Annotated in this window: 24 protein-coding genes; 14 read left to right on the forward strand and 10 right to left on the reverse strand. The window is 68.5% G+C overall.

Features of this window, described 5'->3' with window-relative positions:
- Window positions 1-108 precede the first annotated feature (108 nt).
- The 3 genes from FE263_RS16035 to FE263_RS16045 are packed head-to-tail and all read left to right on the forward strand — an operon-like array spanning window position 109 to window position 2439.
- On the forward strand, window positions 109-1059 hold the full coding sequence (locus FE263_RS16035; protein WP_205880409.1) for a sugar kinase: 951 nt from the start codon (window positions 109-111) through the stop codon (window positions 1057-1059).
- Window positions 1060-1084: 25 nt separating this feature from the next.
- On the forward strand, window positions 1085-1936 hold the full coding sequence (locus FE263_RS16040) for an SDR family NAD(P)-dependent oxidoreductase (RefSeq protein ID WP_138327053.1): 852 nt from the start codon (window positions 1085-1087) through the stop codon (window positions 1934-1936).
- Window positions 1933-2439: a cupin gene (locus FE263_RS16045; RefSeq protein ID WP_240759783.1), complete on the forward strand. Its 507-nt coding sequence runs from the start codon at window positions 1933-1935 to the stop codon at window positions 2437-2439. Before FE263_RS16040 ends, FE263_RS16045 begins: the two co-directional genes overlap by 4 nt.
- Here the strand turns inward: FE263_RS16045 and FE263_RS16050 are convergent.
- The gene (locus FE263_RS16050) at window positions 2413-2838 is read right to left on the reverse strand and encodes a DoxX family protein (protein WP_138327054.1); all 426 of its coding nucleotides are present in this window, start codon (window positions 2836-2838) and stop codon (window positions 2413-2415) included. The genes FE263_RS16045 and FE263_RS16050 overlap by 27 nt on opposite strands.
- Before the next feature lie 44 nt (window positions 2839-2882).
- Here FE263_RS16050 and FE263_RS16055 point away from each other — a divergent pair, with 44 nt between their 5' ends.
- Entirely contained in the window at window positions 2883-3602 is a 720-nt protein-coding gene (locus FE263_RS16055) for a dienelactone hydrolase family protein (protein ID WP_138327055.1), read from the forward strand.
- A gap of 10 nt (window positions 3603-3612) precedes the next feature.
- Here the strand turns inward: FE263_RS16055 and FE263_RS16060 are convergent, their stop codons facing one another.
- Window positions 3613-4545 (reverse strand): histone deacetylase family protein, encoded by a 933-nt coding sequence (locus FE263_RS16060; protein ID WP_138327056.1) that lies wholly within the window; start codon window positions 4543-4545, stop codon window positions 3613-3615.
- Entirely contained in the window at window positions 4545-5873 is a 1329-nt protein-coding gene (locus FE263_RS16065; protein WP_138327057.1) for a nickel-dependent lactate racemase family protein, read from the reverse strand. The genes FE263_RS16060 and FE263_RS16065 overlap by 1 nt, the downstream gene beginning before the upstream one ends.
- Window positions 5874-5968: 95 nt before the next feature.
- Here FE263_RS16065 and FE263_RS16070 point away from each other — a divergent pair, with 95 nt between their 5' ends.
- Together FE263_RS16070 and FE263_RS16075 are read left to right on the forward strand one after the other, a co-directional pair.
- The gene (locus FE263_RS16070) at window positions 5969-6868 is read left to right on the forward strand and encodes an NAD(P)-dependent oxidoreductase (protein WP_138327058.1); all 900 of its coding nucleotides are present in this window, start codon (window positions 5969-5971) and stop codon (window positions 6866-6868) included.
- A 13-nt stretch (window positions 6869-6881) separates the two neighbouring features.
- Window positions 6882-8063, forward strand: coding sequence for a potassium channel family protein (locus FE263_RS16075; RefSeq protein ID WP_138327059.1), 1182 nt, complete (start codon window positions 6882-6884; stop codon window positions 8061-8063).
- Here the strand turns inward: FE263_RS16075 and FE263_RS16080 are convergent.
- The gene (locus FE263_RS16080; protein WP_138327060.1) at window positions 8055-9965 is read right to left on the reverse strand and encodes a hypothetical protein; all 1911 of its coding nucleotides are present in this window, start codon (window positions 9963-9965) and stop codon (window positions 8055-8057) included. The genes FE263_RS16075 and FE263_RS16080 overlap by 9 nt on opposite strands.
- Before the next feature lie 142 nt (window positions 9966-10107).
- On the opposite strand from FE263_RS16080, the gene FE263_RS16085 reads away from it, so the two are divergent.
- From FE263_RS16085 to FE263_RS16095, 3 genes are all read left to right on the forward strand, one after another.
- A complete protein-coding gene (locus FE263_RS16085; RefSeq protein WP_171034146.1) occupies window positions 10108-11127 on the forward strand; it encodes an FkbM family methyltransferase in 1020 nt (339 codons plus the stop codon).
- Between the two features lie 63 nt (window positions 11128-11190).
- Window positions 11191-11946, forward strand: a complete 756-nt coding sequence (locus tag FE263_RS16090) for an SDR family oxidoreductase (protein ID WP_138327062.1) — start codon at window positions 11191-11193, stop codon at window positions 11944-11946.
- Between the two features lie 32 nt (window positions 11947-11978).
- Complete coding sequence (locus FE263_RS16095) at window positions 11979-12827, forward strand: fumarylacetoacetate hydrolase family protein (protein ID WP_138327063.1); 849 nt, start codon at window positions 11979-11981, stop codon at window positions 12825-12827.
- A gap of 19 nt (window positions 12828-12846) precedes the next feature.
- On the opposite strand, the gene FE263_RS16100 is transcribed toward FE263_RS16095, so the two are convergent.
- The gene (locus tag FE263_RS16100; protein WP_138327064.1) at window positions 12847-14502 is read right to left on the reverse strand and encodes a GGDEF domain-containing protein; all 1656 of its coding nucleotides are present in this window, start codon (window positions 14500-14502) and stop codon (window positions 12847-12849) included.
- Between FE263_RS16100 and FE263_RS16105 the strand changes: the two genes are divergently transcribed.
- The gene (locus tag FE263_RS16105) at window positions 14495-14686 is read left to right on the forward strand and encodes a hypothetical protein (RefSeq protein ID WP_138327065.1); all 192 of its coding nucleotides are present in this window, start codon (window positions 14495-14497) and stop codon (window positions 14684-14686) included. The two genes, FE263_RS16100 and FE263_RS16105, sit on opposite strands and share 8 nt — an antisense overlap.
- A 41-nt stretch (window positions 14687-14727) precedes the next feature.
- Here FE263_RS16105 and FE263_RS16110 read toward each other — a convergent pair whose 3' ends face one another.
- Entirely contained in the window at window positions 14728-15543 is an 816-nt protein-coding gene (locus tag FE263_RS16110; protein ID WP_138327066.1) for a hypothetical protein, read from the reverse strand.
- Between the two features lie 35 nt (window positions 15544-15578).
- Here FE263_RS16110 and FE263_RS16115 point away from each other — a divergent pair, with 35 nt between their 5' ends.
- From FE263_RS16115 to FE263_RS16125, 3 genes are all read left to right on the forward strand, one after another.
- On the forward strand, window positions 15579-16025 hold the full coding sequence (locus FE263_RS16115) for a GNAT family N-acetyltransferase (protein ID WP_205880410.1): 447 nt from the start codon (window positions 15579-15581) through the stop codon (window positions 16023-16025).
- A gap of 136 nt (window positions 16026-16161) precedes the next feature.
- Window positions 16162-17148 carry an aldo/keto reductase gene (locus FE263_RS16120; RefSeq protein ID WP_138327067.1) on the forward strand — a complete coding sequence of 329 codons (987 nt, stop codon included), beginning with the start codon at window positions 16162-16164 and terminating at the stop codon, window positions 17146-17148.
- A gap of 5 nt (window positions 17149-17153) precedes the next feature.
- Window positions 17154-18041, forward strand: a complete 888-nt coding sequence (locus FE263_RS16125; protein ID WP_138327068.1) for an amidohydrolase family protein — start codon at window positions 17154-17156, stop codon at window positions 18039-18041.
- A gap of 12 nt (window positions 18042-18053) precedes the next feature.
- Here FE263_RS16125 and FE263_RS16130 read toward each other — a convergent pair whose 3' ends face one another.
- From FE263_RS16130 to FE263_RS16140, 3 genes are all read right to left on the reverse strand, one after another.
- A complete protein-coding gene (locus FE263_RS16130) occupies window positions 18054-18812 on the reverse strand; it encodes a YsnF/AvaK domain-containing protein (RefSeq protein ID WP_138327069.1) in 759 nt (252 codons plus the stop codon).
- Window positions 18805-19176: a DUF2382 domain-containing protein gene (locus FE263_RS16135; protein WP_240759785.1), complete on the reverse strand. Its 372-nt coding sequence runs from the start codon at window positions 19174-19176 to the stop codon at window positions 18805-18807. The genes FE263_RS16130 and FE263_RS16135 overlap by 8 nt, the downstream gene beginning before the upstream one ends.
- 117 nt (window positions 19177-19293) lie before the next feature.
- The gene (locus tag FE263_RS16140; protein ID WP_138327071.1) at window positions 19294-20103 is read right to left on the reverse strand and encodes a transglutaminase-like domain-containing protein; all 810 of its coding nucleotides are present in this window, start codon (window positions 20101-20103) and stop codon (window positions 19294-19296) included.
- A 213-nt stretch (window positions 20104-20316) separates the two neighbouring features.
- Here FE263_RS16140 and FE263_RS16145 point away from each other — a divergent pair, with 213 nt between their 5' ends.
- Window positions 20317-20868 (forward strand): GNAT family N-acetyltransferase, encoded by a 552-nt coding sequence (locus FE263_RS16145; RefSeq protein ID WP_138327072.1) that lies wholly within the window; start codon window positions 20317-20319, stop codon window positions 20866-20868.
- A 253-nt stretch (window positions 20869-21121) separates the two neighbouring features.
- Here the strand turns inward: FE263_RS16145 and FE263_RS16150 are convergent, their stop codons facing one another.
- Entirely contained in the window at window positions 21122-21892 is a 771-nt protein-coding gene (locus FE263_RS16150) for an SH3 domain-containing protein (RefSeq protein ID WP_205880411.1), read from the reverse strand.
- Window positions 21893-21913: the final 21 nt, after the last annotated feature.

Here is a 21913-nt window from a genome sequence, read left to right on the forward strand (position 1 = left end):
AAACACAAAGCCGTGCAACCGTTGTCATCAAGGCGTCACCGGTGGATGGACAGCGGCGGCGCGGCCGGACCAGCATGCGGCCAGTGACGGCAAGGGGACCGAAGACCAGTGGATGAGCGCAGCGTCGGACCCTTCGCCCTGCTCTGCCTCGGGGAGCCGCTGCTGGAGTTCAACTCGGGCGCGCGCCGCGGCAGTCCTGCCGGCGAGAGCTTCGTGCCGCATTTCGGCGGCGATACCTCGAACGTGGCGATCGCCGCCGCCCGCCAGGGTGCCCACGTGGCGTATCTCAGTGCGGTCGGCACCGACACTGCCGGCGACAGCCTGATGGCGCTGTGGGAGCGCGAAGGGGTTGGCTCGGCCTACGTGCGCCGCGACCCCGGCCGCCCGACCGGCATCTATTTCGTCAGCCACGACGAGGCCGGGCATCATTTCAGCTACTACCGCAGCGGCTCGGCGGCGAGCGCCTACGGCGTGTCCGACCTGCCGCTTGCCGCGATCGGCGCGGCGCATGTGCTGCACGCATCCGGCATCAGCCTCGGCATCTCCATCAGCGCCGCCGATGCGGTGTTCGAGGCGATCGACGTCGCGCGAGCGGCCGGCGCCGAGGTGTCGGTCGATACCAACTACCGTCCCAGGCTGTGGCCGGCGCGTCGTGCGGCCGGCCTCATCCACGAGGCGGTACGCGGCGCCTCCATCGCCCTTCCGGGCCTGGACGACGCCGCCGCCCTCACCGGCCTTGCCGATCCCGACGCGGTCGCCGACTTCTATCTCCGGCTCGGGCCGCGGCTGGTGGTGCTGAAGATGGGCGCACAGGGCGCCATGCTGGCGACCGGAGACAGCCGCATCCGGCTCGCTCCGCATCCCTGCAGCCCGATCGACGCGACCGGCGCCGGCGACACGTTCTGCGGCAGTTTTCTCGCTCGCATCATCGCCGGCGATCCACCGGAGGCCGCGCTGCGTTACGCCGGCTGTGCCGCCGCCCTGTCGACGATGGGGTTCGGCGCGGTCGACCCGATCCCGCGCTCGGAGGCGGTGCGGGCGGCGCTTGCTTTTGTCTGACCCTCTCGCCGCAGGACCAACCGCCATGCCGCATCCGGCCTTCGCCAAAACCAACCTCGCCGTCATCACCGGGGGCGCGTCCGGGATCGGCCTCGCGAGCGCGAAGCGGTTTGCTGCCTTCGGGATGAGGCTGTGTCTGGTGGACCTGGATCCGGCGCGGCTGCAGGCAGCGGCGGCGGAGATCGAGGGCGCCGCCGACATCCTTACGGTGGCGGCGGATGTCGGACGCCGGGAGGAGATCGACCGGGTGCGCGACGCCGTGCTCGAACGCTTCGGGCCGCCCGACGTGCTGATGAACAATGCCGGCATCCAGCCGGCCAGCACCGCCATCCACGGCGGGGATGCATGGTCGCGCATCATCGACGTCAACCTGTGGGGCGTGGTGCATGGCACACAGGCTTTCGTGCCGGCGATGATCGCGCACGGCCGCCCTGCGCTGGTGATCAATACCGGCTCCAAGCAGGGCATCACCACGCCGCCCGGCAATGCCGCCTACAACGTCTCCAAGGCCGGCGTGAAGGTATTCACCGAGACGCTGCAGCATGAGCTGCGCAACACCGAGGGCTGCAAGGTCGCAGCCCACCTGCTGATCCCCGGCTTCGTGTTCACCGGCCTGACCGCCGGCGACCGCACCGAGAAGCCCGCCGCCGCCTGGACCCCGGAGCAGACCGCGGACTTCATGCTGGCCGGAATCGAGGCCGGCGACTTCTACATCCTGTGCCCGGACAACGACGTCGACCGGCCTACCGACGAGCGCCGCATGACCTGGGCGATGGGCGACATCGTGCAGAACCGGCCGCCGCTGTCGCGCTGGCATCCGGAATACAAGACGGCGTTCGAAAGCTTCCTCCAGGAGGGCCAGGCCGCGAAGCCGTGAGCGAGGTCGAGCATTTCCTGCTGGGACCGGGCGGCTGGGTGCCGAACAATGCCCGGCTGCCGGTGCTGCTGTACCGGGCCGCGATCAGCCCCGCCGACGGCGATCCCGCACGCGCGTTCGAAAGCCGTTTCGAGGCGAACGGCTGGCCGCCGCAGTGGCGCAACGGGGTCTACCCGTTCCACCACTACCACTCGACGGCGCACGAGGTGCTCGGCTTCGCCGCCGGCAGCGCACGCCTGCAGCTCGGCGGACCGAACGGCCGCACGGTGCGGGTGCAGGCCGGCGACGCGGTGCTGCTGCCCGCCGGCACCGGCCATTGCAATCTCGGCTCCAGCGCGGACTTCCTGGTGATCGGCGCCTATCCCGCCGGCCAGGACTGGGACACCAGGCGCGACGCACCGGACCCGGCGGAGCTGGAGCGCATGCAGGCGTTGCCTGTCCCGGACCAGGATCCGGTGCAAGGCCGTGCCGGGGCTTCAGCGCGCCTGTGGCATCCGGCGTGATCGGTTGAACGGCCAGTCGACGACGTCACCAGCATAGAGCGCCCACCACACCAGCACCGGTTGCAGCGCCAGTCTCGGCGCATGGTACCACCAGCCGAGCTGCACCTGGCCGGGCGGCAGGCCCTCGAAGGCGTGCTTGATGTTGGCCGGGTAGACGCAGACCGCGTACAGCGCCAGCGCGATGCCCGCGGCGTGGCGCAGGCGGGTGTTGAGCGCGATCGCACCGGCGATCTCGCACAGCCCGGTGGCGAGGATGACGTCGCGCTTGAACGGCACCCAGTCCGGCGTGATCATCACGAAGGTGCCGGGCGTCGACAGGTGGAAGATCCCGGCGGCCAGGTAGACTACCACCAGCGGCCAGCGGGCGATTGCATGCCGACGGGCGGAAACCGGGCTCATGCTGGTGCCTTCAAACGCCGATCCCCTTTCCGACAGGACGCATCATGCACCGCGAAACCCTGACCTACGAGGCCGACGGCCTTACCATGAAGAGCGAGCTGTTCTTCGAGCCGGGCACCGGACCGCGCGCCGGCGTGCTGGTGTTCCCCGAGGCGTTCGGCCTCAGCGAGCACGCGATCTCCCGCGCCGAGCGGCTGGCGAAGATGGGCTATGTCGCGCTCGCCTGTGACCTGCACGGCGATGCACGGCTGGTTGACGACCTCGAGCAGGCCATCGGGCTCCTGAAGCCGCTGTTCGCCGACCCGTCCAAGACCCGCGCGCGCGCCGCCGGCGGGCTGCACGCGCTGACCGCCCGCGCGGAAGTGGATGCCGGCCGCGTGGCTGCGATCGGCTTCTGCTTCGGCGGCACCATGTCGCTGGAGCTGGCCCGCTCCGGCGCCGATCTGAAGGCGGTGGTCGGCTTCCATAGCGGCCTCGGCACCGCGGCCCCAAAGACCGATGCGAAGGCGATCAAGGCGCGTGTGCTGGTCTGCATCGGTGCCGACGACCCGATGATCCCGGCCGAGCAGCGCGCCGAGTTCGAGACCGAGATGCGCGACGCCGGCGTCGACTGGCAGATGCATCTCTACGGCAACACGGTGCACAGCTTCACCAACCAGGAAGCGGCCCGGCGCGGCATGCCCGACGCAATCCGCTACAGCCCCGAGGCGGATGCGCGCTCCTGGGCTTCGCTGCAGGAGCTGTTCGGCGAGACGCTGGCCTGATCGGGGGACGTCACCGCCGCATCAGCGCCCGCACGTGCGCGGCGCTCGATGCGGCGAGGGCATCGAGATCGTAGCCGCCTTCGAGCAGCGACACGACGCGTCCGCCGCAACGACGGTCCGCGACCGCCATCAGTTCCTGCGTGATCCAGCGGAAATCGTCCACTTCCAGCATCAGCTGCGCCAGCGGGTCGGCGCGGTGCGCATCGAACCCGGCCGACACGATCAGCAACTCCGGCGAGAAGGCTTCCAGCGCCGGCAGGACGATATCGCGCCAGCCGCGCCGGAAGGCCTGCGATCCGCTGCCCGGCGCCAGCGGCAGGTTGACCACGTTGTTCGCAACGCCATGCTCGCTGGCGGCGCCGGTGCCGGGATAGCAGGGCGACTGGTGCGAGCTTGCGAAGAACATCCCGGCATCGTCCTGCAGGATCGCCTGCGTGCCGTTGCCGTGATGCACATCGAAATCCGCTATCGCGATGCGCTGCAGGCCCCATCGATCGCGCGCATGCAGGGCGGCGATCGCAGCGCTGCTGAACAGGCAGAAACCCATCGCCTGGTCCGCCTCGGCATGGTGCCCGGGCGGCCGCACCGCGGCAAATGCGGCCTCGCACTCGCCCTGCATCACCGCATCCACCGCCGCGCAGGCTGCGCCGGCGGCACGCAGGGCGGCCTCGATGCTGCCGGCGCTGACCAGCGTGTCGGCATCCAGCCGCTGCAGCGCGGGTGCCGCCGGACGCATCGCCAGCAGGCGCTCGACATAGGCGGCGGAATGGGCAAGTCGTAGCTGCGCCTCGGTTGCGCGTGGCGCCTCGTGGCGATGCAGTGCCGCAAAATCCGGATGATCGAGCGCCTGCCACACGGCCTGCAGCCGGGCCGGCGACTCCGGATGGCCCGGGCCGGTATCGTGCCCGATGCAATCCGGATGGGTGAGCAGCCGGACGGGCATCAGGCTGCGACCGGCCGGTCCTGATCCTCGCAATAGGGCACCACGTACGGCCCCTCCGGAATGAAGGCGACATGCGGATCGCCGCTGCGACGGATGCTGTCCGCGATCGCCGCCGACACGTCGTCGATCAGCTCGACCCCGGTGATGCGGCGCTCCTCGGCGTCGAGGCCGGTGGTGTAGAGCAGCACCCGTCCCAGCCGCATCGGCTTGAGCTGCATCTCGGTCTGCCACTCGTCGATCTCGGCCAGCGACTTCGCCGTCAGCGTCGCGAGGAACTTCTCCATGCCGAGTGCGACCAGCCGCTCCTGCGCCTCCCGGAATTCCGGCGAGCCGAAGCCCTCCGAGCATTCCGAGACCATGACCAGCGTGCCGCCGGGCGCCAGGATGTCCAGCGGCGTCACCATGCCCTTGACGGTCTGGTAGTAGGTCTTGTCGAGCGGATAGCCGGCCGAGGACGTCACCACGGTATGATACCGGCGCGGCGCCGGCACATGGGTGGCGTCGGTGACGAAATCGACCGCCGCCAGATGGCTTGCGATGATCTCGCCGAAGGTTACGCAGGCAAGGTCGCGATCCTCGTCGAGCACGGTGTTCAGCGCATAGATCTCGCCGATGCGCCGCACGATCTCGAGCTGCTCCTCGTGCAGCGGATTGCCAACCAAGTTGCACTGGATGGCCAGCGGATCCTCCATGAACCGCGCCGAATGGAAGGTGCGTATGGTGGCATGGTGCGCAACCCCGGGGGCGACGACCTTGCGGCCCCCCGACCAGCCGGCCATGAAATGCGGCTCGACCAGGCCGGTAGCGATGCGCAGGTCGGCCTCCACGAAGCGGCGGTCGATGCCGATCGGCGTGCCGCGCTTTTCCGTCACGCCGAGATCGACGTGCGCCGCGTCGTCACGCGCGAAATGGTTCTCGACGCGGACGGTATCGAGCACCCAGTCGTCGCCGACCAGCTCGCGCAGTTCGTCGCCCTCGTTCGGGCGGTGCAGGCCGGTCGCGACCAGCACGGTGATCGCCTCGCGCGGAATGCCGCCCGCGATCATCGTCTCGATCATCGGCCGCAGGAACAGGTGGTTCGGCACCGGGCGGGTGATGTCGCAGATCAGGATGCAGGCGCTGCGTCGGCCACGCACCAGCTCGTGCAACGGCGGGCTGCCGACCGGCGCATCGAAGGCGCCCCGGATCGCGGCGGCGCCGTCCGCGAGCTTCGGCAACGGACGCTTGCGTATGATGGTGGCATGGGCACCGTCCGGCACGGCAACCTGCAGATGGGAGCGCCCGAACGACAGGCTGACCTGCGGGGAACCGGGTGGCTGTGCAGTCATGAGGCCTCCGGGAGATTACGCGCCGCTAGATGTATGATATCTGGACAATATTGGATGTCCAGGGACGGCATCCCGCACCGCACGGGACCATAGATATGGCACAAGGCAAGGTCGGTTTCATCGGCGTCGGGCTGATGGGACACGGGATGGCGAAGAACATCGTCGAGAAGGGCTTCGAGCTTGTCGTGCTGCGCCACCGCAAGGCGGAGGCGGTCGAGGACCTCAAGACCCGTGGCGCCACCGAGGCCACCTCGCTGCGCGACATGGCCGAGCAATGCGACCGCATCGTGCTGTGCGTCACCGGCACGCCGCAGGTCGAGGCGCTGGTGCTAGGGGCGGACGGTCTCGCCTCAGCGGGTCGCCCGCTGCTGCTGATCGACTGCTCCACCTCGGAGCCGGAGAGCACCCGCCAGCTCGCCGCCAGGCTCGCGCCGCAGAACATCCGCATCGTGGACGCGCCGCTGTCGCGCAGCCCGAAGGAGGCCTGGGAGGGCACCCTCGACGTCATGGCGGGCGGCGCTCCGGCCGATCTCGCCGAGGCCCTGCCGCTGCTGAACTGCTTCGCCCGGCGGGTTGTCGAGACCGGCGAGGTCGGCACCGGCCACACGCTCAAGCTGCTGAACAACTCGGTCTCGCTCGGCTATGCCGCGATCTATGCCGAGGCGCTGATGCTCGGCGCCAAGTCCGGTATCACGCCCGAGATCATCCACAAGGTGCTGGCCGGCGGACGCATGGACTGCCCGTTCTTCCAGACCTTCTTCGACTACGTGGTCGGCGGCAACCCGGAAGCGCACCGCTTCACCATGCGCAACGCGCTGAAGGACATGACCTACATGTCCAACGTCGCAGGCGCGCTGTCCGCCGCCAACCCGGTCGGGAGCGCGGTGCGCAACTCGCTGGCTCTGGCGGTCGGGCGCGGCGACGGCGAGCGCTACCTGCCGCACCTCGCCGCCTCGATCGCGGAAGCGAACGGGGTGAGCTTGCCGGGCACCTGACGGTCGCCAGTCGATGACCCGGCTGCTGGTCGGGCTGCTCGCAACCGTCCTGCTGGCTATCGTGCTGCAGGACGCCTTCGAGGTCATGCTGCTGCCGCGCCGGGTGTACCGGCAGGTTCGGCTGATGCGCTACTACTTCTTCGGCGGCTGGGCGATCTGGTCGGCGCTGGCGCGTCAGCTCAGCGCCGGCTCGCGGCGGGAGCATTTCCTCAGCCTGTTCGGCGCGCTGTCGATGGTGATGCTGTTCGCGCTCTGGGCCGGCGCGTTGATCGTGGGCTTCGGCATGCTGGAATGGGTGCTGCAGCCACCGGGGTCGCACGGCCACTCCGCCCTCTCCGAACAGATCTACATGAGCGGCGTGACCTTCTTCACGCTCGGCTACGGCGACGTGGTGCCGCATAGCGCCGCCGGACGCGTGCTGAGCGTGGTCGAGGCCGGCTCCGGGATCGGCTTCATCGCCGTGGTGATCGGCTACCTGCCGGTGCTGTACCAGCTGTTCTCGCGTCGCGAGGCGCACGTGATCCAGCTCGACGGCCGCGCCGGCTCGCCGCCGACCGCCGGCACCATGCTGACCCGGCATGCCGAGGGTCGCGGCCTGGACAAGCTCGACGATCTGCTGCGCGAGTGGGAGGTGTGGGCGTCGGAATTGCTGGAGAGCCACCTCTCCTACCCGATGCTGGTCTATTACCGCTCGCAGCACGACAACCAGTCCTGGCTGGCGGCGCTGACCGCGGTGATGGACACCTGCGCGCTGATCCTGGTCGGCCTCGACGAGATGCCGCCGTTGCAGGCTCGCATGACCTTCATCATGGCGCGCCAGGTGGTGGTCGAAATGGCGCGGACGCTCAACCTCGCCCCGATGCCGTTCCAGGGCGTCGACCGGCTGCCTCCGGAGGACTATGCCAGGCTGGAAACACTGCTGCTGAGTAGCGGGCTGCGCTGGACCAGCGACGCCCAGGGCGCCGGCACCCTGGTCGCCCTGCGTGCCACCTACGAGCCGTTGCTGGCCGGCCTCGGCGCCGCCCTGCTGCTGCCGCTGCCCGGTTTCATGGCGGCGGACGACGCGGCGGACCATTGGCAGGAGGGGCATCGCGGCGTTGCCGTTGGCCGGTTGATCGACCAGCTGTCGGATCGCACCGAAGGAACAGGCAAGACGTCGCGCGCCCGACGCCACTGGCGGCCGGGCTCAAGGTGACACCGTGGCGAGCAGGGACACCACCCGGCGGTCGCCGTTGTGCCAGATCGTGTTAGGCACGAAAGACTTGTCGGCCGCGAATGTCACCGGCACGTCCGCCGGGATGGCGATGTCCAGCGGTATCGACCCGCTGACGACCAGGACACGAGGCGCGCCGTCACCGCTCATGGTGACCGAGACCGAATATCGCGGCCGCAGCGCGGCGCTCAGACGAAGACGGCCCGGACCGCCGTGCGAAACCACTGTCATGCGACGGCCCATGACGCCCCAGACATCGAGCCCGGGCCAGTAGTCTGCGCCGAATGCGACGTAGCGCAGGGGCCGCTTCGGAACACGATAGAGGCGCACGCCACCGGAATTTTCCTTGACCCACGGTAACCCGTCGAGGGCGGTCGCCAGGCTGGCGGGAGTGCCGGGGCCGGCAATGACCGCGGTCACCCGGTTCTCGACACAGAAGGCGGTCATGTCGTTGGCGAACACCTCCGTCGGCGGCGCGCCGTAGAGGGTCGGCAGTATCCTCTGATGCTGGAAATCGTTCGGAACGAAACTGAGGTTGCCGCCGGACTGGGTGAATGCCATGCCGGACTGCGCCTGCCACAGCATTCCGGCGCCTGCATCCCCGTATGGCAGGATCAGGAGGTTGGGATTGCGACCGAGCGCTGCGCGGATATTGGCCGGGGAGAAAAAGGGCAACCGTGGAGACGCCTGCCATGCCGGCGATCCGGAAGCCGGCAGGATGACGACGCAGGCGACGAGGCCAAGTGCCAGTCGCTGGCGCCGCCCACTCCGCGTGCGTGCCGTTGCCAGCCACGAGGCAGCGGCAAGGGATGCGGCAAGTGCGACGTAGAGGCTGAAGCGCGATGGCAGGGCGCCCCGGATCAGCGGCAGGTGCGTCATCGGTAGCCAGGGCAGCTTTGTCCCGGTTTCGTAGCCGGCCACCCACAGGGACGGACCCAGGCTTGCGATCGCGACGACCAGCAGCAAGGGCAACAACACCCGGGTCATCGGACGTGGCGGCCGACCGAGGAAATACATCACGAGGATGACGATCAGCGGCAGGCCCAGATAGCCGCCCTGCTCGGACCCGTTGCCGGGAAACCGGCTTGCGATCGCCCTCGCGGCGCCGGGTGACAACCAGGTGTTGGCAGTCGGGACCACGAGATTGGCGATGTCGGTCGAGTACGTATGCGGCGGGTTGACGAACCCGGGAACGGAACTCCGCCCGGCTTCCATCTCGATCAGGTAGGGCGAAACCAGCATCCCAGCGATCAGCACCGACAGCGCCACCTCCGCCGCCAGCCGGATCGCCGCACGACGAGAGTGCCGGGGAGCCGCCAGGATGTGCAGGCCGAGTGCTACGGAAGCGAACACGCAGCCGCTCGCAAACACTTCCACCGACAGGCCGAACTGAAGGGTCGCGATGACTGCGAGCCGCGCGATCAAGCCGCCTGCGGTGAGTTCGTTGCCGGCGCGGCGCAGGACGACGAGGACCGCCAGCGGGATCAGGAACGACAACGCCAGGTTGAGATGCCCGTGCATCTGGCCCGCGACATAGGCGGAGAAGCCGAACAGGATGCCGGCCGTCACCGATGCAGCCCAGTCGCGGGTGATCCTTGCCGCAAGCAGGTAGGCGGTCCAGGCGGCGGTGGCAGGTGCGAGGAGGATCAGCAGGTTGTACGAGGCAACGGCGTTCAACAGGCAGGTGATTGGCAGAGCCAGCAGGGCGGCGGTGGGGACCGGCGTCGCCCAGGCGAGGTTGTAGCCCTTGGGGAACCAGATAAGATGGGTGACCAGCGGGTTCAGACCGTGTCCGATCGACCAGGGCCACCATTCAAGGAACCAGACGAAACTGTAGGCGTCGGCGCCTCCGTCAAGCAGGACAGCTCTCGGATCCGGAGGCATGCCGAACAACAACAATGCCAGCGTCACAAAGAGGAATAGGGCTGAAGCTTGCCTGATCATCCGTCCCGTTCCGCCGATCGAGCAGCCTGCGGGCTTGATATACAGGCAGCCCCTCGCGGCTCAAATTCCGGGGACCGATGCCATGGATGATCTTGCGCCCTGGAAACCGGACGACGCCTTCAACCCGCAGGCTTCGGTCGAGGACATCTACTACTGCTTCCGCCTTCTGCTTGGCCGGAATCCCTCGCCCGCGGAATGGCCGGGGCATAGCGGGCTGGCGGGGAACGACCTGCACAACGTTGTCAGAAGCTATCTCGACAGTCGCGAATGCGCCGAGCGCGGCCTGCTCGGGCCACAGAAGGAGCTGGATGTCCAGCTGACCAAGGCCGAGGGCTTTTCCATCTACACGTCGCAGGACGATCTCGCCGTCGGCAAGCATGTGGCAGCGGGGGTCTACGAGCCGGCGGTTGCCGCCCTGTTCCGCAGCATCCTCCGGCCGGGCATGGGGGTCATCGATCTCGGGGCCAATATCGGCTTCTTCTCGATGCTGGCAGCCTCCCTCGTCGGTCCGCAAGGCTTCGTCCTGGCAGTGGAGCCGAACCTCGCGAACGTGCGCATGCTCGAGGCGAGCCGGCGGGTCAACGGCTTCCACCATGTGACGGTGGCGGCGTGCGGTGCTGGCACGGCTCCGGGCCTGCTGACGCTGAACGCCGCGTTCTCGAACGGCATGACCGGGCCTGTCGGCAACGACCTCGCGGACCTCATGACGGCGCAGATCGTGCCCTGCCTGCCGGTCAAGGCACTGCTGCCGCCCGACCGCGCGATCGACTTCATCAAGATCGATGTCGAGGGCGCCGAGCATCTCGTTCTTTCCGCCGCCCGCGACGTCATCGCGAAATGGCGTCCGACGATCGTGAGCGAGTTCAGCCCAGGCATGCTGGAAGGCAATTCGGGTGTCTCCGGCGAGCAGTATCTCGAATTCTTCGCGGATCTCGGCTACCGGGCCAGCGTCGTCGACGGCCGCATGGATGCGCCCGCCGCGACCGTCGCCGAAATCATGGCGGAATATCGACGCAGCGGCGATGACCATATCGACATCCTGCTTGTCCCGGCGACCCCGACCCGCTCGAAGTCAGGTTGGCGTCGGCTGCTGGGCGGATGATCCCGTTGCTGCCCCGGGGTGACGCCAGCCAGGGCATGACGGAGATCCGGGGAGGATGACACCATGACGGGACGGCTCGCGGGACGCACCGCACTCATCACCGCGGCTGGCCAGGGTATCGGCCGGGCGGCGGCACTTGCCTGCGCGCGCGAGGGCGCTCAGGTGGTCGCGACCGATATCGACGCGGCCAAGGTCGAGCAGCTCGCCGCGATCCCGGGCATCGCGCCGTACCGGCTGGACGTGCTCGACGGCGCGGCGATCCGCAATTTCGTGGCAAGCGTCCCGGCCCCGGACATCCTGTTCAACTGCGCCGGCTTCGTGCATGCGGGCAGCATCCTCGACTGCGACGACGAGGCGTTCGACTTCTCCTTCGCGCTGAACGTGAAGGCGATGTACCGGATGATCCGCGCCGTGCTGCCCGGAATGATCGAGCGGCAACGCGGCTCGATCATCAACATGGCGTCGGTCGCCTCCAGCGTGATCGCGGTGCCGAACCGCTTTGCCTACGGCGCCAGCAAGGCGGCGGTGATCGGCCTGACCAAGTCGGTAGCGGTGGACTTCGTGACCCAGGGCATACGCGCCAACGCGATCTGCCCAGGCACCGTCGACAGCCCCTCGTTGAAGGACCGCATGCGCGCGCAGGCCGGCCAGAATGGCGACTACGAGGCCGCGCGCGCGAGCTTCCTGGCGCGCCAGCCGATGGGCCGTCTTGGCAGCCCGGAGGAGATCGGCGAACTGGTGGTGTATCTCGCCAGCGACGAAAGCGCCTTTATGACCGGCAATGCGATCCAGATCGACGGCGGCTGGTCCAACGCCTGACCAGGATCATCGAAAACACAGGAAGAAATCACATGAAGCTGCTTCGGTACGGTCCGCACGGACAGGAAAAACCCGGACTGCTGGATGCCGGCGGACGCATTCGCGACCTCTCCGGGCATGTCGACGACGTTGCGGGATCGGTGCTGGAGCCGGCGTCGCTGCAGCGATTGGCAGCGCTCGATCCGGCGTCCCTGCCGCTGGTCGACGGCACGCCGCGGATCGGACCCTGTGTCGGGCGGGTCGGGAAGTTCATCTGCATCGGGCTCAACTACGCCGACCACGCCGCCGAGACCGGCGCCAAGATCCCAGGCGAGCCAATCATCTTCATGAAGGCGACCAGCTCGATCACCGGGCCGAACGATCCGGTGATCATTCCGCGCAAGTCGGAAAAGACCGACTGGGAGGTCGAGCTCGGCGTGGTGATCGGCAGCGAGGCGCGCTATGTCGACGGGGCGGACGCGCTGTCGCATGTCGCGGGCTACTGCCTGATCAACGATGTTTCCGAACGCGCCTTCCAGACCGAGCGCGGCGGCCAGTGGACCAAGGGCAAGTCCGCCGACAGCTTCGGCCCGATCGGACCGTGGCTGGTGACGGGCGACGAGGTCGCCGATCCGCAGGCACTCTCGATGTGGCTCGATGTCGACGGCGTCAGGCGCCAGGACGGGTCGACGAAAACCATGATCTTCGGGGTGGGGACGCTGGTGTCGTATCTCTCGCAGTTCATGAGCCTGCAGCCCGGCGACATCATCTCCACCGGCACGCCGCCGGGCGTCGGCATGGGGATCAAGCCGACGCCGGTGTATCTGCGTCCGGGCCAGACCATACGGCTCGGCATCGAAGGGCTCGGCGAGCAGACCCAGGTCACCGAAGCCGCCCGATAGAACCTGGCTTCGGAGCCGGTCAGCCCTGGTCGGCGGCGATGCGCTGCCGCCGGGCCGCCAGCGCATCGCTGTTGGCGACCGGTGCCGCATAGGGTCCGGCCATGTCGTCGACGCCGAGCGCCAGCAGCGCTTCCGCCTGCTCGCGGGCGGTGACGCCGCAGGCTACGGTGCGGGCCCGGATCGAGCGCGCGAACAGCACCGCGGCTTCCACCAGCACATCCGAATTGCCCGCCTGTGCCGTGGTCTCGGTGAAGCCGCGATCGAGATGCAGCCGGGTCAGCGGTAGCCGCAGCATCCGCTGCAGCATGAAGGTCTCGATGCGGATATGGGCCCCCAGCCCGACACCGAGCTCGCGCAGCTGATGCAGCCGGTCGACCTCCGCGAGATCGTCCGGCTCATCGAGCGTCACCTCGCACTGCGCCGGATCGGCGCCTGTCTCGCGCAGCAGGTCGCGGATGCTGTACAGCACGTCGTCGTCGGCGAACGCCGAGGCCTGCACCGTGGCGCTGAACACCACCGGATAGGTTGTCTTCTTCCATAGGCTGGATTGCAGCATGGCGACGCGCAGGTTGCGCAACTGGCCGTCGATGCTGTCGCTTGCCGGGCTGCCCTGCCGCCCCCTGGTCGAGGCCGCGCCACCCCGGAAGGCACCCCCCGCCAAGCTGAATACCAGCTCGTAGCTGGCGTCGCGCAACTGCCGCTCCACCGCCGCCGAGGGCGCGGCGGGCGCCGGTGGCTCGAGGCTGCCGTGGAACAGCCGGAAGATGCCGGTGCCCGCTGATTTCGCCTCGTACATGGCAATGTCGGCGCGGTGCAGCAGGTCGGAAAAATTGTCGCTGTGCGCAGGATACAGCGCACTGCCGACGCAGCCGGCCATCTGGATGGTGTTGCCGTCGATCAGGAACTCGGCCCTGAACACCCCGAGCAGCCGCTCGGCGAACGCGCGCAGGTCGTCGGTGGAGGCGGCACCGACCTGCACCACGGCGATCTCGTCGCCGCCGAGGCGGGCCACGATGTCGAGCCGGCGGGAGTTCTGGCACAGCCGCTCGCTGACCTGCTTGAGCAGGATGTCGCCGGCGCGGTGGCCGTAGCGATCGTTGATCTGCTTGAACTTGTCGAGGTCGATCATGTGGATGCCGAACTGCGCATCGCCATCGCGGCGGGTGGCGAGCTCGGAGACCCAGTTGTCCAGGTACAGCCGGTTTGGCAGGCCGGTCAGGTGGTCGGTATAGGCCAGCGACCGCAGTTGCCGTGCCTCGCTGGCGACCCCCTCGACAGCCTTGGACAGCCGCTCGATCTCGCGCTGCTGGGCGACGGTCCGGCACAGCGCGGCGAGCCGCAGCCGCAGGTCGTGCAGCGTGTAGGAGCCGACCAGCACGTCATCGGCGGCGTGCGCGATGGCCCAGTCCTTCTCGGATTCATGGCCGCCGATGAGCATGAGGACGAACGGCCGGCTGGCGACCTCCTGCGATGCCAGCCGCTGCAGGGCCAGCTCGGCGACCTCGCGATCGTTGCGGCAGTCCAGCACCACGGCCGCGATCTCGTCGTCGATGCTGGCCAGCTCGCCCATGTGGTCGTCGACGATGACGGTCAGGCCCGACCGCGCCGCACCCGCCTGCCGCGGGAACTCGTCACGCGCCCGGGTCGAGCCGCTGACGAACAGGATCTTGAGCATCGCGATCGAATCGGGACCGACCTGCTCGCCAGGGGGAACCCTAGAGATCGCGGCGGCTCCGTTTCATCGGCGCACGGCAGGGCGCTGCGACACCCGGACGCGCGGTAGCCCGATGCGCGATATCCGGGCACGCGATAACTGGCTGCGCGACGATTTGGTTACGATGTCCGATCATTTGCGCTGATGTTCGTGTCTAACCCTGAGTAAGTCAACAAATCGATGCCGTCACCCCGGCGGCGGCGGCAGGGTCCCGGTGCAGCCGACCATCCCGATGGCGGCACGGGCGCTGTGCTCGACGCCATGCAGGTCGAATCCGAGCCGCAGCAGGTGGTGGTCCGGCGAGATCGTCGCAGTCACGCTGGAAGGCCGGTGCTCGTCGAGGCCCGGATAGTGCGGCAGCGTCCGCCACGTTCGCACTCCGACGCCCCGGGCAGTCCCGGCATCGCCATCGATCTGCAGCTCCACCAGCTTCTGCTCCTTGAAGCCCGGCAGGTAGACCGGTACCGGACCCGGATGGTTCGTCTGCCGCAGCCAATAGAAGGCCAGCGCCAGCGGCGCGCGCACCCCACGCATATCGTGCGCAAGGTCGAGATCGGGCCTGCGGTCGGCGCCGGCGGCGGCGTAGTCGGCGAGCCAGGGAGCCCCGAAGCGGGACAGGTCCCAGTGCGGGGCAAAGCCAGGATGCCGGTGTTGGAAGTCCTCCAGCCGCTTGCCCTGCACCCGCCAGGCGGCGAGCCCACCCGGGACACGGTCGTAGAGGTCCCATTGCTGGCGCACGATGTGCCGGTCGAAACGGTAGCGGCTGTTCACGGCCAGTTGCGAGAGCCCGTCGCGGTGCCAGACGCTGATCTCCTGCATCAGGTAGCGGGTCTGCACCAGCGGCAACGGATTGGCGTCGAGCTGCAGCCGGACATCCAGATACACGCCGCCGATCCCGGTGACCGCGCGTGCCTCGACGGCAATGTGGCCGCCATAGTCGCTGCTGCCGGCATAGTGGCAGACCTCGTCCGCCCGCGCCGGAGCAGTCAGGGGCAAAGCCACGAGGAACCAGGAAACCCGAAGGAGTGAGGTCGCGGATGAAATCGGGGTCAATCCGGATCGCCGAGGTTGCCTTTGGCAGCGAACCATATCACGAGATGGTCGCGCTGCGCAGGCGGCTGCTCCGCACGCCCCTCGGGCTGCTGCTGACGCAGACGCAGCTGGAGGCGGAGCGCGACCAGATCCACCTCGCCCTCTGGCACGACGGCGCGGTGGCCGGAACCCTGCTGGCGATCAGGCCGGACGCCGGCGGCACCGCGAAGCTGCGTCAGATGGCGGTGTCGGCATCGCTGCAGGGACGTGGCCTGGGGGCGGCCCTGGTGCATCATGCCGAGACCATCCTGCAACCGCTCGGGGCGAACCGGATCGTGCTGTCGGCGCGCGAGACCGCCGTGGGCTTCTACCGACGCCTGGGCTACCGCGTCACCGGCGAGACCTACATCGAAGTCACCATCCCGCACCTGCCGATGGGCAAAATCCTGTGATGACCGGCGGCGGGCCCGACTGTCCGTCGAGGCGCCGGCTTGTCGGACCAGACCGTCCCTGTTAGGCCCGACCGATCCGAGCGAGGCCGTCCTGCATCGTCAGGCCATTGCGGCGCGCCGGCCGGGAGACATAGCCATGAAGCTTCGCAAATTCGGCAAGACCGGCCGCATGGTCGGCGAGATCGGCTTCGGTGCCTGGGCGATCGGCGCCAGCTGGGGCCATGTCGACGATGCCGACGCTCTCGCCGCCCTCAACCAGGCGCTGGATAGCGGCGTGACATTCATCGACACCGCCGACGTTTATGGCGACGGCCGCTCCGAGCAGCTGATCGCCCAGGTGATGCGGCAACGCGGCGGTGAGCGGCCGTTCATCGCCACCAAGGCCGGGCGCCGGCTCGAGCGCCAGGAGACCGCCGGCTACAGCCGCGCCAACCTCACCGGCTGGATCGAGCGCAGCCTCGCCAACCTGCAGACCGAGACGCTCGACCTGGTGCAGCTGCACTGCCCGCCGACCGATCTGTATTATCAGCCGGAAGTATTCGGTATCCTCGATGACCTCAAGCAAGCCGGCAAGATCCGCGACTACGGGGTCAGCGTCGAGCGCATCGACGAGGCGCTGAAGGCGATCGAATATCCGGGCGTCGTCAGCATCCAGATCATCTACAACATCTTCCGGCAGCGTCCGGCGACCGAGCTGTTCAGGCAGGCGGCGGCGGCGGATGTCGCCATCATCGCGAGGGTGCCGCTGGCGAGCGGCCTGTTGTCGGGCAAGTTCAAGCCGGACAGCCGGTTCGAGGATACCGACCACCGGCAGTTCAACCGCAACGGCGAGGCCTTCGACGTCGGCGAGACCTTCTCAGGCGTCCCCTACGATGTCGGCCTTGCTGCGGTCGAGCGCATCCGCCCGCTGGTTGGCGGCGACACCACCATGGCCCGCTTCGCACTGCGCTGGATCCTGATGTCGGACGCGGTGACGGTGGCGATCCCGGGCGCGCGCAACGCCGGGCAGGCACGGTCCAATGCCGAGGCGGCTGCCCTGCCCGCGCTCAGCGACGCCGCCATGGCAGAGCTCACCGCCATTTACGACCAGGATATCCGGCCGCACGTGCATCACCGCTGGTAGCGGTCATGACCAACGCGATCATCGACGCGCACCAGCATTTCTGGGACCCGGATGCGGCCGTGGGCTCGGATGCACGGGGCCATGACTGGCTGAGCGGGCGGTTCCAGCCGATCCGTCGGCGGTTCTCTCCCGAGGAACTGCGTCCGGCGCTGGAAGCGGACGGCGTCAGCGCCACCATCCTGGTGCAGACGCTGAACAGCCTCGACGAGACACGGGAGTTCCTGCGCATCGCGGAGGCAACCGATTTTGTCGCCGGCGTCGTCGGCTGGGTGGATCTTACCGATCCCGCGGTGCGCGACACCCTGGCCCGGCTGCGCGACGGTCCGGGCGGACGCTGGCTGGTCGGCGTGCGCCACCTGCTGCAGGACGAGGCGGATCCGGCCTGGATCCTGCGCCCCGACGTCCGGTCGGGACTGCAGGCCGTCGCGGAAGCCGGGCTTGTCTACGACCTGCTCGGCGACACCAGGCATCTGCCGGCGATGGTACGTATCGCCGCCGAGATGCCACACCTGCGGTTCGTGCTCGACCATATCGCCAAGCCCGATATCGCCGGACAGGTCATGGAGCCGTGGCGCGGCCTGGTCACCCAGCTGGCCGCCCAGCGCGAACATGTCTGGTGCAAGCTGTCCGGCCTGATCACCGAGGCCGACTGGACGCAGTGGAAACCGGCTGACCTGCTGCCGTACGTCGAACACGCGCTGTCGGAATTCGGTGTCGCGCGCTGCATGTTCGGCACCGACTGGCCGGTCTGCCTAGTGGCCGGCAGCTACCGCGACGTGGTCGCGGCACTAGGGGTGGCGCTCGCCGATCTCGACGCGGTGGAGCGTGCACGGATCATGGGCGGCTCGGCGGTCGAGGCGTATCGGCTGCCCCACCACCACCCCGGTCGCTGAGCCGCCGGATCTTCAGGCCCGGCCGTCGGTCGTCGGATCGGACGGCACGTGCTCGATCCGCACGTCCTCGCGGCGCACGGTGTCGCGCACCGTCTCCACGCGGTCGATCACCTGCTTGCGTAGGGTGACCTCCTCGCGCACACGCGCAGTCTTGGCGACGACGGCGACCTCGCCAACCTCGGTCATCTCGATCGCCCGCTCGGTGAACGCCTCGCCGGACACCGCGCGGTCATCGCTGACCTTGTGCCGGTCGACGATGACCGTCTCGTCATGCAACGTCACCTGCTGCTCGACCGGCGTCTCGACCACGAAGCGGCGAACCCGCGTGGTGCCGCGGTTGACCACCCGCTGGCCGATGACGAGCTGCTCTTCGGCCAGCTGCAGCGTTTCGGCCTGCGACGAGGCGGCAGCAACGTCGTGGCGAGCGCCGGTTGGCAGGCCGTAGGTTGAGGCGCGCTCGTCGATGTCGATCGGGTTGTGTCGCTCGAGGATGTCGCTCACTGCGGTCACGTGCTCGTCCGGTACGCGCACGGAGATCACCGTCGAGCCGCTGGCAAGGCTGCGATCGTAGACTGCGGTATCATGGTCCGGCTCGCCGCCGAACAGGCGCGACCAGAAACCCTGTTCGCGCCCACTACCGGCGTCGACCGGGTCGGTCTCGACATGATGGCTGATCGCGCCGGCCGGAACCCCGGCGGCCAGGAGATCCTGCATCGCCTCCTGCGCGTGTTCGGCGGTATCGAACACGGCAATGATGGTCTCTTCAATCATTCTCTGTCTCCCCAGCCTTCGATACCCGTGTGACGACCGCCTCCTGCCGACGCAGCATCACCGTCTCCTGGTGACGAACGCTGCCGCGGATCCGGCGGATGTGGATTTCCTCCTTGAGGACGAGGCGCCGCTCGACCACCAGCACCTCCTCGACGACCGGGATGATGGTCACATCCGCGTCCCTGCGGATCTCCGGCACGCTCTCTACAACGCGCCCGACCGGAACATGCTCGATCTCGACACGCTCGTGCGCGAGATCGAGTTCGACACGCTGCTCGCGCTCATGGGTCACGGTCTCGACACGCACCGTGTCGCCGTCGACGCGATGCCGGCCGACCACCACGGCTTCGTCGTGCAGGAGCAATGAGATGCTGGTCTGGTCTGGCGGTGCGGGCGGTATTGTCACATCGACCCCTGGTGAAGGCCAGCCCGGTCGGGTTCGCCGACGAGCTGAACAACGCCCCGCCGGTCCGGGTTCCAGCTAGGCGGGGATTTCCTCGGTGATGACCGTGAAGCCGCTCAGGAAGCTCGACCCGAACGAGGTCACCATCGCCACGTCGGTGGCATCGCGCCCCATGGCCATCAGGACGCGGCCGATGCGCGGATTATTGTGGCGCGCATCGAAGGTCCACCAGCGGCCCGACAGATACACCTGGAACCAGGCGGAGAAATCCATCGGCGCGTCGACCGGCGGCACGCCGATATCGCCGAGATAGCCGGTGCAGTATCGCGCCGGGATGTTCATGCAGCGGCACAACGTGACGGCCAGATGCGCGAAATCGCGGCACACCCCGACGCGCTCCTCGAAGCCTTCCGCAGCGGTCCGGGTCGCCCGGGCGAACTGGTAGCCGAAGGTGATGCGGTCATGTACGAAGTCGACGATCGCCTGCACGCGCGCCCAGCCCGGCTGGGTCTGCCCGAACAGCGACCAGGCGGTATCGGAAAGCCGGTCGGTGTCGCAGTACCGGCTGCCCAGCAGATACACCAGCACCTCGTCGGGCAGCTCCGGGACACGGTGCTGCTGCGCACTCCAGTCGACCAGATCGGGCAGGCCACTGTCCAGGATCTCGAAGTCGGCCGAGACGGTGAACGGTCCCGGTGGGGCCTCGATCCGGGTGCAGTGGTTGCCGAAGCTGTCGCGATAGTCCCAGGTGCTGATCGGCCGGTTGAAGCGCATGTTCTGCGACGACAGCAGGTCGGGCTCGCGGTCGGGGAGCACGCTCAGCATCAGGATCATCGGAGTGTAGGTCGCGCAAGTGTAGCTGATCTCGTAGCCGGCGCGTATTCTCACATCTGTCTCCTGCTTCGGTGCGCTGCGCGCCTGCTGACGCCCAGGCCTCGCAAACGTTGCGCCACTCCGGATCGGCGCAGGGCGGCGCGGTCGCTTCGGGAACTCCGGTCAGGCGATTGTGATATTCGATCGTGTTTGCAATGGCGGCGGCCTTGCCGGACAGTCGCTCGCATCGATGATGGACAAGAAGGACGGGGCGGGGCGCGGTACATCATGCAGACCGAATTGACGATCCGGGCCGCCCGGCCCGGTGATGCCGACGACATCGGGGCGGTGCATGTCGCCACCTGGCGAAGCGCGTATGCATCACTGCTCTCGCACGTGACGCTGAGCGCGATGTCGATCTCCTACCAGTCCTCCTACTACGACGCGATGATCCGCCGTCGCGGGGGTGTGTTCGTCGCGGTCGCAGGTCTCGACGAACAGGTCGTCGGGTTTGCCAGCGTCGGGCGGCACCGCGCCTCCTCCCCGGGCGAAGGCGAGATCTACACCCTCTATGTGCTGGATGACTGGCGGGAGGCCGGCATCGGCCGTCGCCTGATGCATGCCGGCGCGTCCCGGCTGGCCGATGATGGCTGCCGCTCGGCGTTCCTCTGGGTGCTGTCGGAAAACCCCAGCCGGTGGTTCTACGAGCACCTCGGCGGCCGGGCCGTCGCGGTCGGGACCACCCATGTCGGCGGCCGTCCGGTGCAGCAGACCGCCTATCTTTGGAACCCGATCGAGAGCCTGCTGGCGATGACCAACCCGACCCTGGACACGCGATAGCCCCGGCAAGCCTGAAGCTTTTCAGGGCCCCGGCTGAAAACCGGCCGACGGTGGCGCCTTCCGCCAGGGCGGGACACCCCGCCCCTTTTGCCGAAAATCCTCGAGCGTCGACGGACGTGTTGCAGATTACGCTCGTCCGGATCCGACAAGGAGCGGCCTCGTCCTGTCGCCGAACCTGCAGCAGCCGGCGCGGAGGGCAATGACCGGGATGGCGTGGCTCGGGCGTATCGTAGCCTGAGCCAGCCTGTTTCAGTCAGCGGCCGCCATGGTCGTCCGGGCCGCCCCGGCCGGGACCACCGCCCCGTGGCGCTTCCGGATGGCCACCGGATCCGTGCTCGGGATGCGGTCCACCACCAGGTCCGCCACCAGGCCCGCCACCGGGCCCACGGCCCGGGCCACCCGGTCCATGCTCGAAGCCGGGCCTGCCGCCCTCCCCGGGTCGGCCGGCGCCAGGGCCGCCCCTGTCGGCAAACCCACCGCCCCGCGGGTCATATCCACCACGATCGCCATACCCGCGACCGCCGCCGTATCCGGGACCACCGCCATATCCGGGACCGCCGCCATATCCTGGGCCCCCTCGATACCCGGGACCGCCATGGTCGCCCCGCCAACGGCCCTCCGAGCCATACCAGGACTCGCCGCGATAGTACCGGCCCCAGTAGTTGTCGATGCTGAAGCCGACAAGCGGCAGACCCAGCGCCGGCCCGTATTGCGTCAGGTATCCGGGCTGCTCGTTGTAGAGCACCTGCAGCCGCGGACCCGCCGCCCAGCCGCGCAGGCTGCCGTCGGGCCCGTTGACCCCGATATCGCACCAGGTCCAGCCCGGCAGGCAGCCGAAGATCTCGGTCCCAGTCCCCGGGGCAAGCGGTGCGATCATCGGGTAGTCGACGCCGGGACCGGCCCGCAGGTTGACGCCGGTGCCGGTCACCACGCCGGGCGCGGCCCAGGCGACGGTCGAGCCGACGGTCGAGGCTGCCGCGGAGGCCAGCAGGACGCCGAGCAGGGCGCTGCATGTGCGCATCATATCGTTCAAACTCCAGGTCTG

The sequence above is a fragment of the Lichenicoccus roseus genome (assembly GCF_005844085.1).
Lineage (GTDB): Bacteria > Pseudomonadota > Alphaproteobacteria > Acetobacterales > Acetobacteraceae > Lichenicoccus > Lichenicoccus roseus.

Bases quoted from the DNA above. Each gene is read 5' to 3' on its own strand.
- FE263_RS16125 (WP_138327068.1), top strand. From the start codon at position 17,154: ATGACCAACGCGATCATCGACGCGCACCAGCATTTCTGGGACCCGGAT.
- FE263_RS16090 (WP_138327062.1), top strand. From the start codon at position 11,191: ATGACGGGACGGCTCGCGGGACGCACCGCACTCATCACCGCGGCTGGC.
- FE263_RS16040 (WP_138327053.1), top strand. From the start codon at position 1,085: ATGCCGCATCCGGCCTTCGCCAAAACCAACCTCGCCGTCATCACCGGG.
- FE263_RS16085 (WP_171034146.1), top strand. From the start codon at position 10,108: ATGGATGATCTTGCGCCCTGGAAACCGGACGACGCCTTCAACCCGCAG.
- FE263_RS16150 (WP_205880411.1), bottom strand. From the start codon at position 21,892: ATGATGCGCACATGCAGCGCCCTGCTCGGCGTCCTGCTGGCCTCCGCG.
- FE263_RS16130 (WP_138327069.1), bottom strand. From the start codon at position 18,812: ATGATTGAAGAGACCATCATTGCCGTGTTCGATACCGCCGAACACGCG.
- FE263_RS16060 (WP_138327056.1), bottom strand. From the start codon at position 4,545: ATGCCCGTCCGGCTGCTCACCCATCCGGATTGCATCGGGCACGATACC.
- FE263_RS16080 (WP_138327060.1), bottom strand. From the start codon at position 9,965: ATGCCTCCGGATCCGAGAGCTGTCCTGCTTGACGGAGGCGCCGACGCC.
- FE263_RS16115 (WP_205880410.1), top strand. From the start codon at position 15,579: ATGAAATCGGGGTCAATCCGGATCGCCGAGGTTGCCTTTGGCAGCGAA.
- FE263_RS16095 (WP_138327063.1), top strand. From the start codon at position 11,979: ATGAAGCTGCTTCGGTACGGTCCGCACGGACAGGAAAAACCCGGACTG.
- FE263_RS16050 (WP_138327054.1), bottom strand. From the start codon at position 2,838: ATGAGCCCGGTTTCCGCCCGTCGGCATGCAATCGCCCGCTGGCCGCTG.
- FE263_RS16055 (WP_138327055.1), top strand. From the start codon at position 2,883: ATGCACCGCGAAACCCTGACCTACGAGGCCGACGGCCTTACCATGAAG.
- FE263_RS16070 (WP_138327058.1), top strand. From the start codon at position 5,969: ATGGCACAAGGCAAGGTCGGTTTCATCGGCGTCGGGCTGATGGGACAC.
- FE263_RS16065 (WP_138327057.1), bottom strand. From the start codon at position 5,873: ATGACTGCACAGCCACCCGGTTCCCCGCAGGTCAGCCTGTCGTTCGGG.
- FE263_RS16120 (WP_138327067.1), top strand. From the start codon at position 16,162: ATGAAGCTTCGCAAATTCGGCAAGACCGGCCGCATGGTCGGCGAGATC.
- FE263_RS16075 (WP_138327059.1), top strand. From the start codon at position 6,882: ATGACCCGGCTGCTGGTCGGGCTGCTCGCAACCGTCCTGCTGGCTATC.
- FE263_RS16145 (WP_138327072.1), top strand. From the start codon at position 20,317: ATGCAGACCGAATTGACGATCCGGGCCGCCCGGCCCGGTGATGCCGAC.
- FE263_RS16100 (WP_138327064.1), bottom strand. From the start codon at position 14,502: ATGCTCAAGATCCTGTTCGTCAGCGGCTCGACCCGGGCGCGTGACGAG.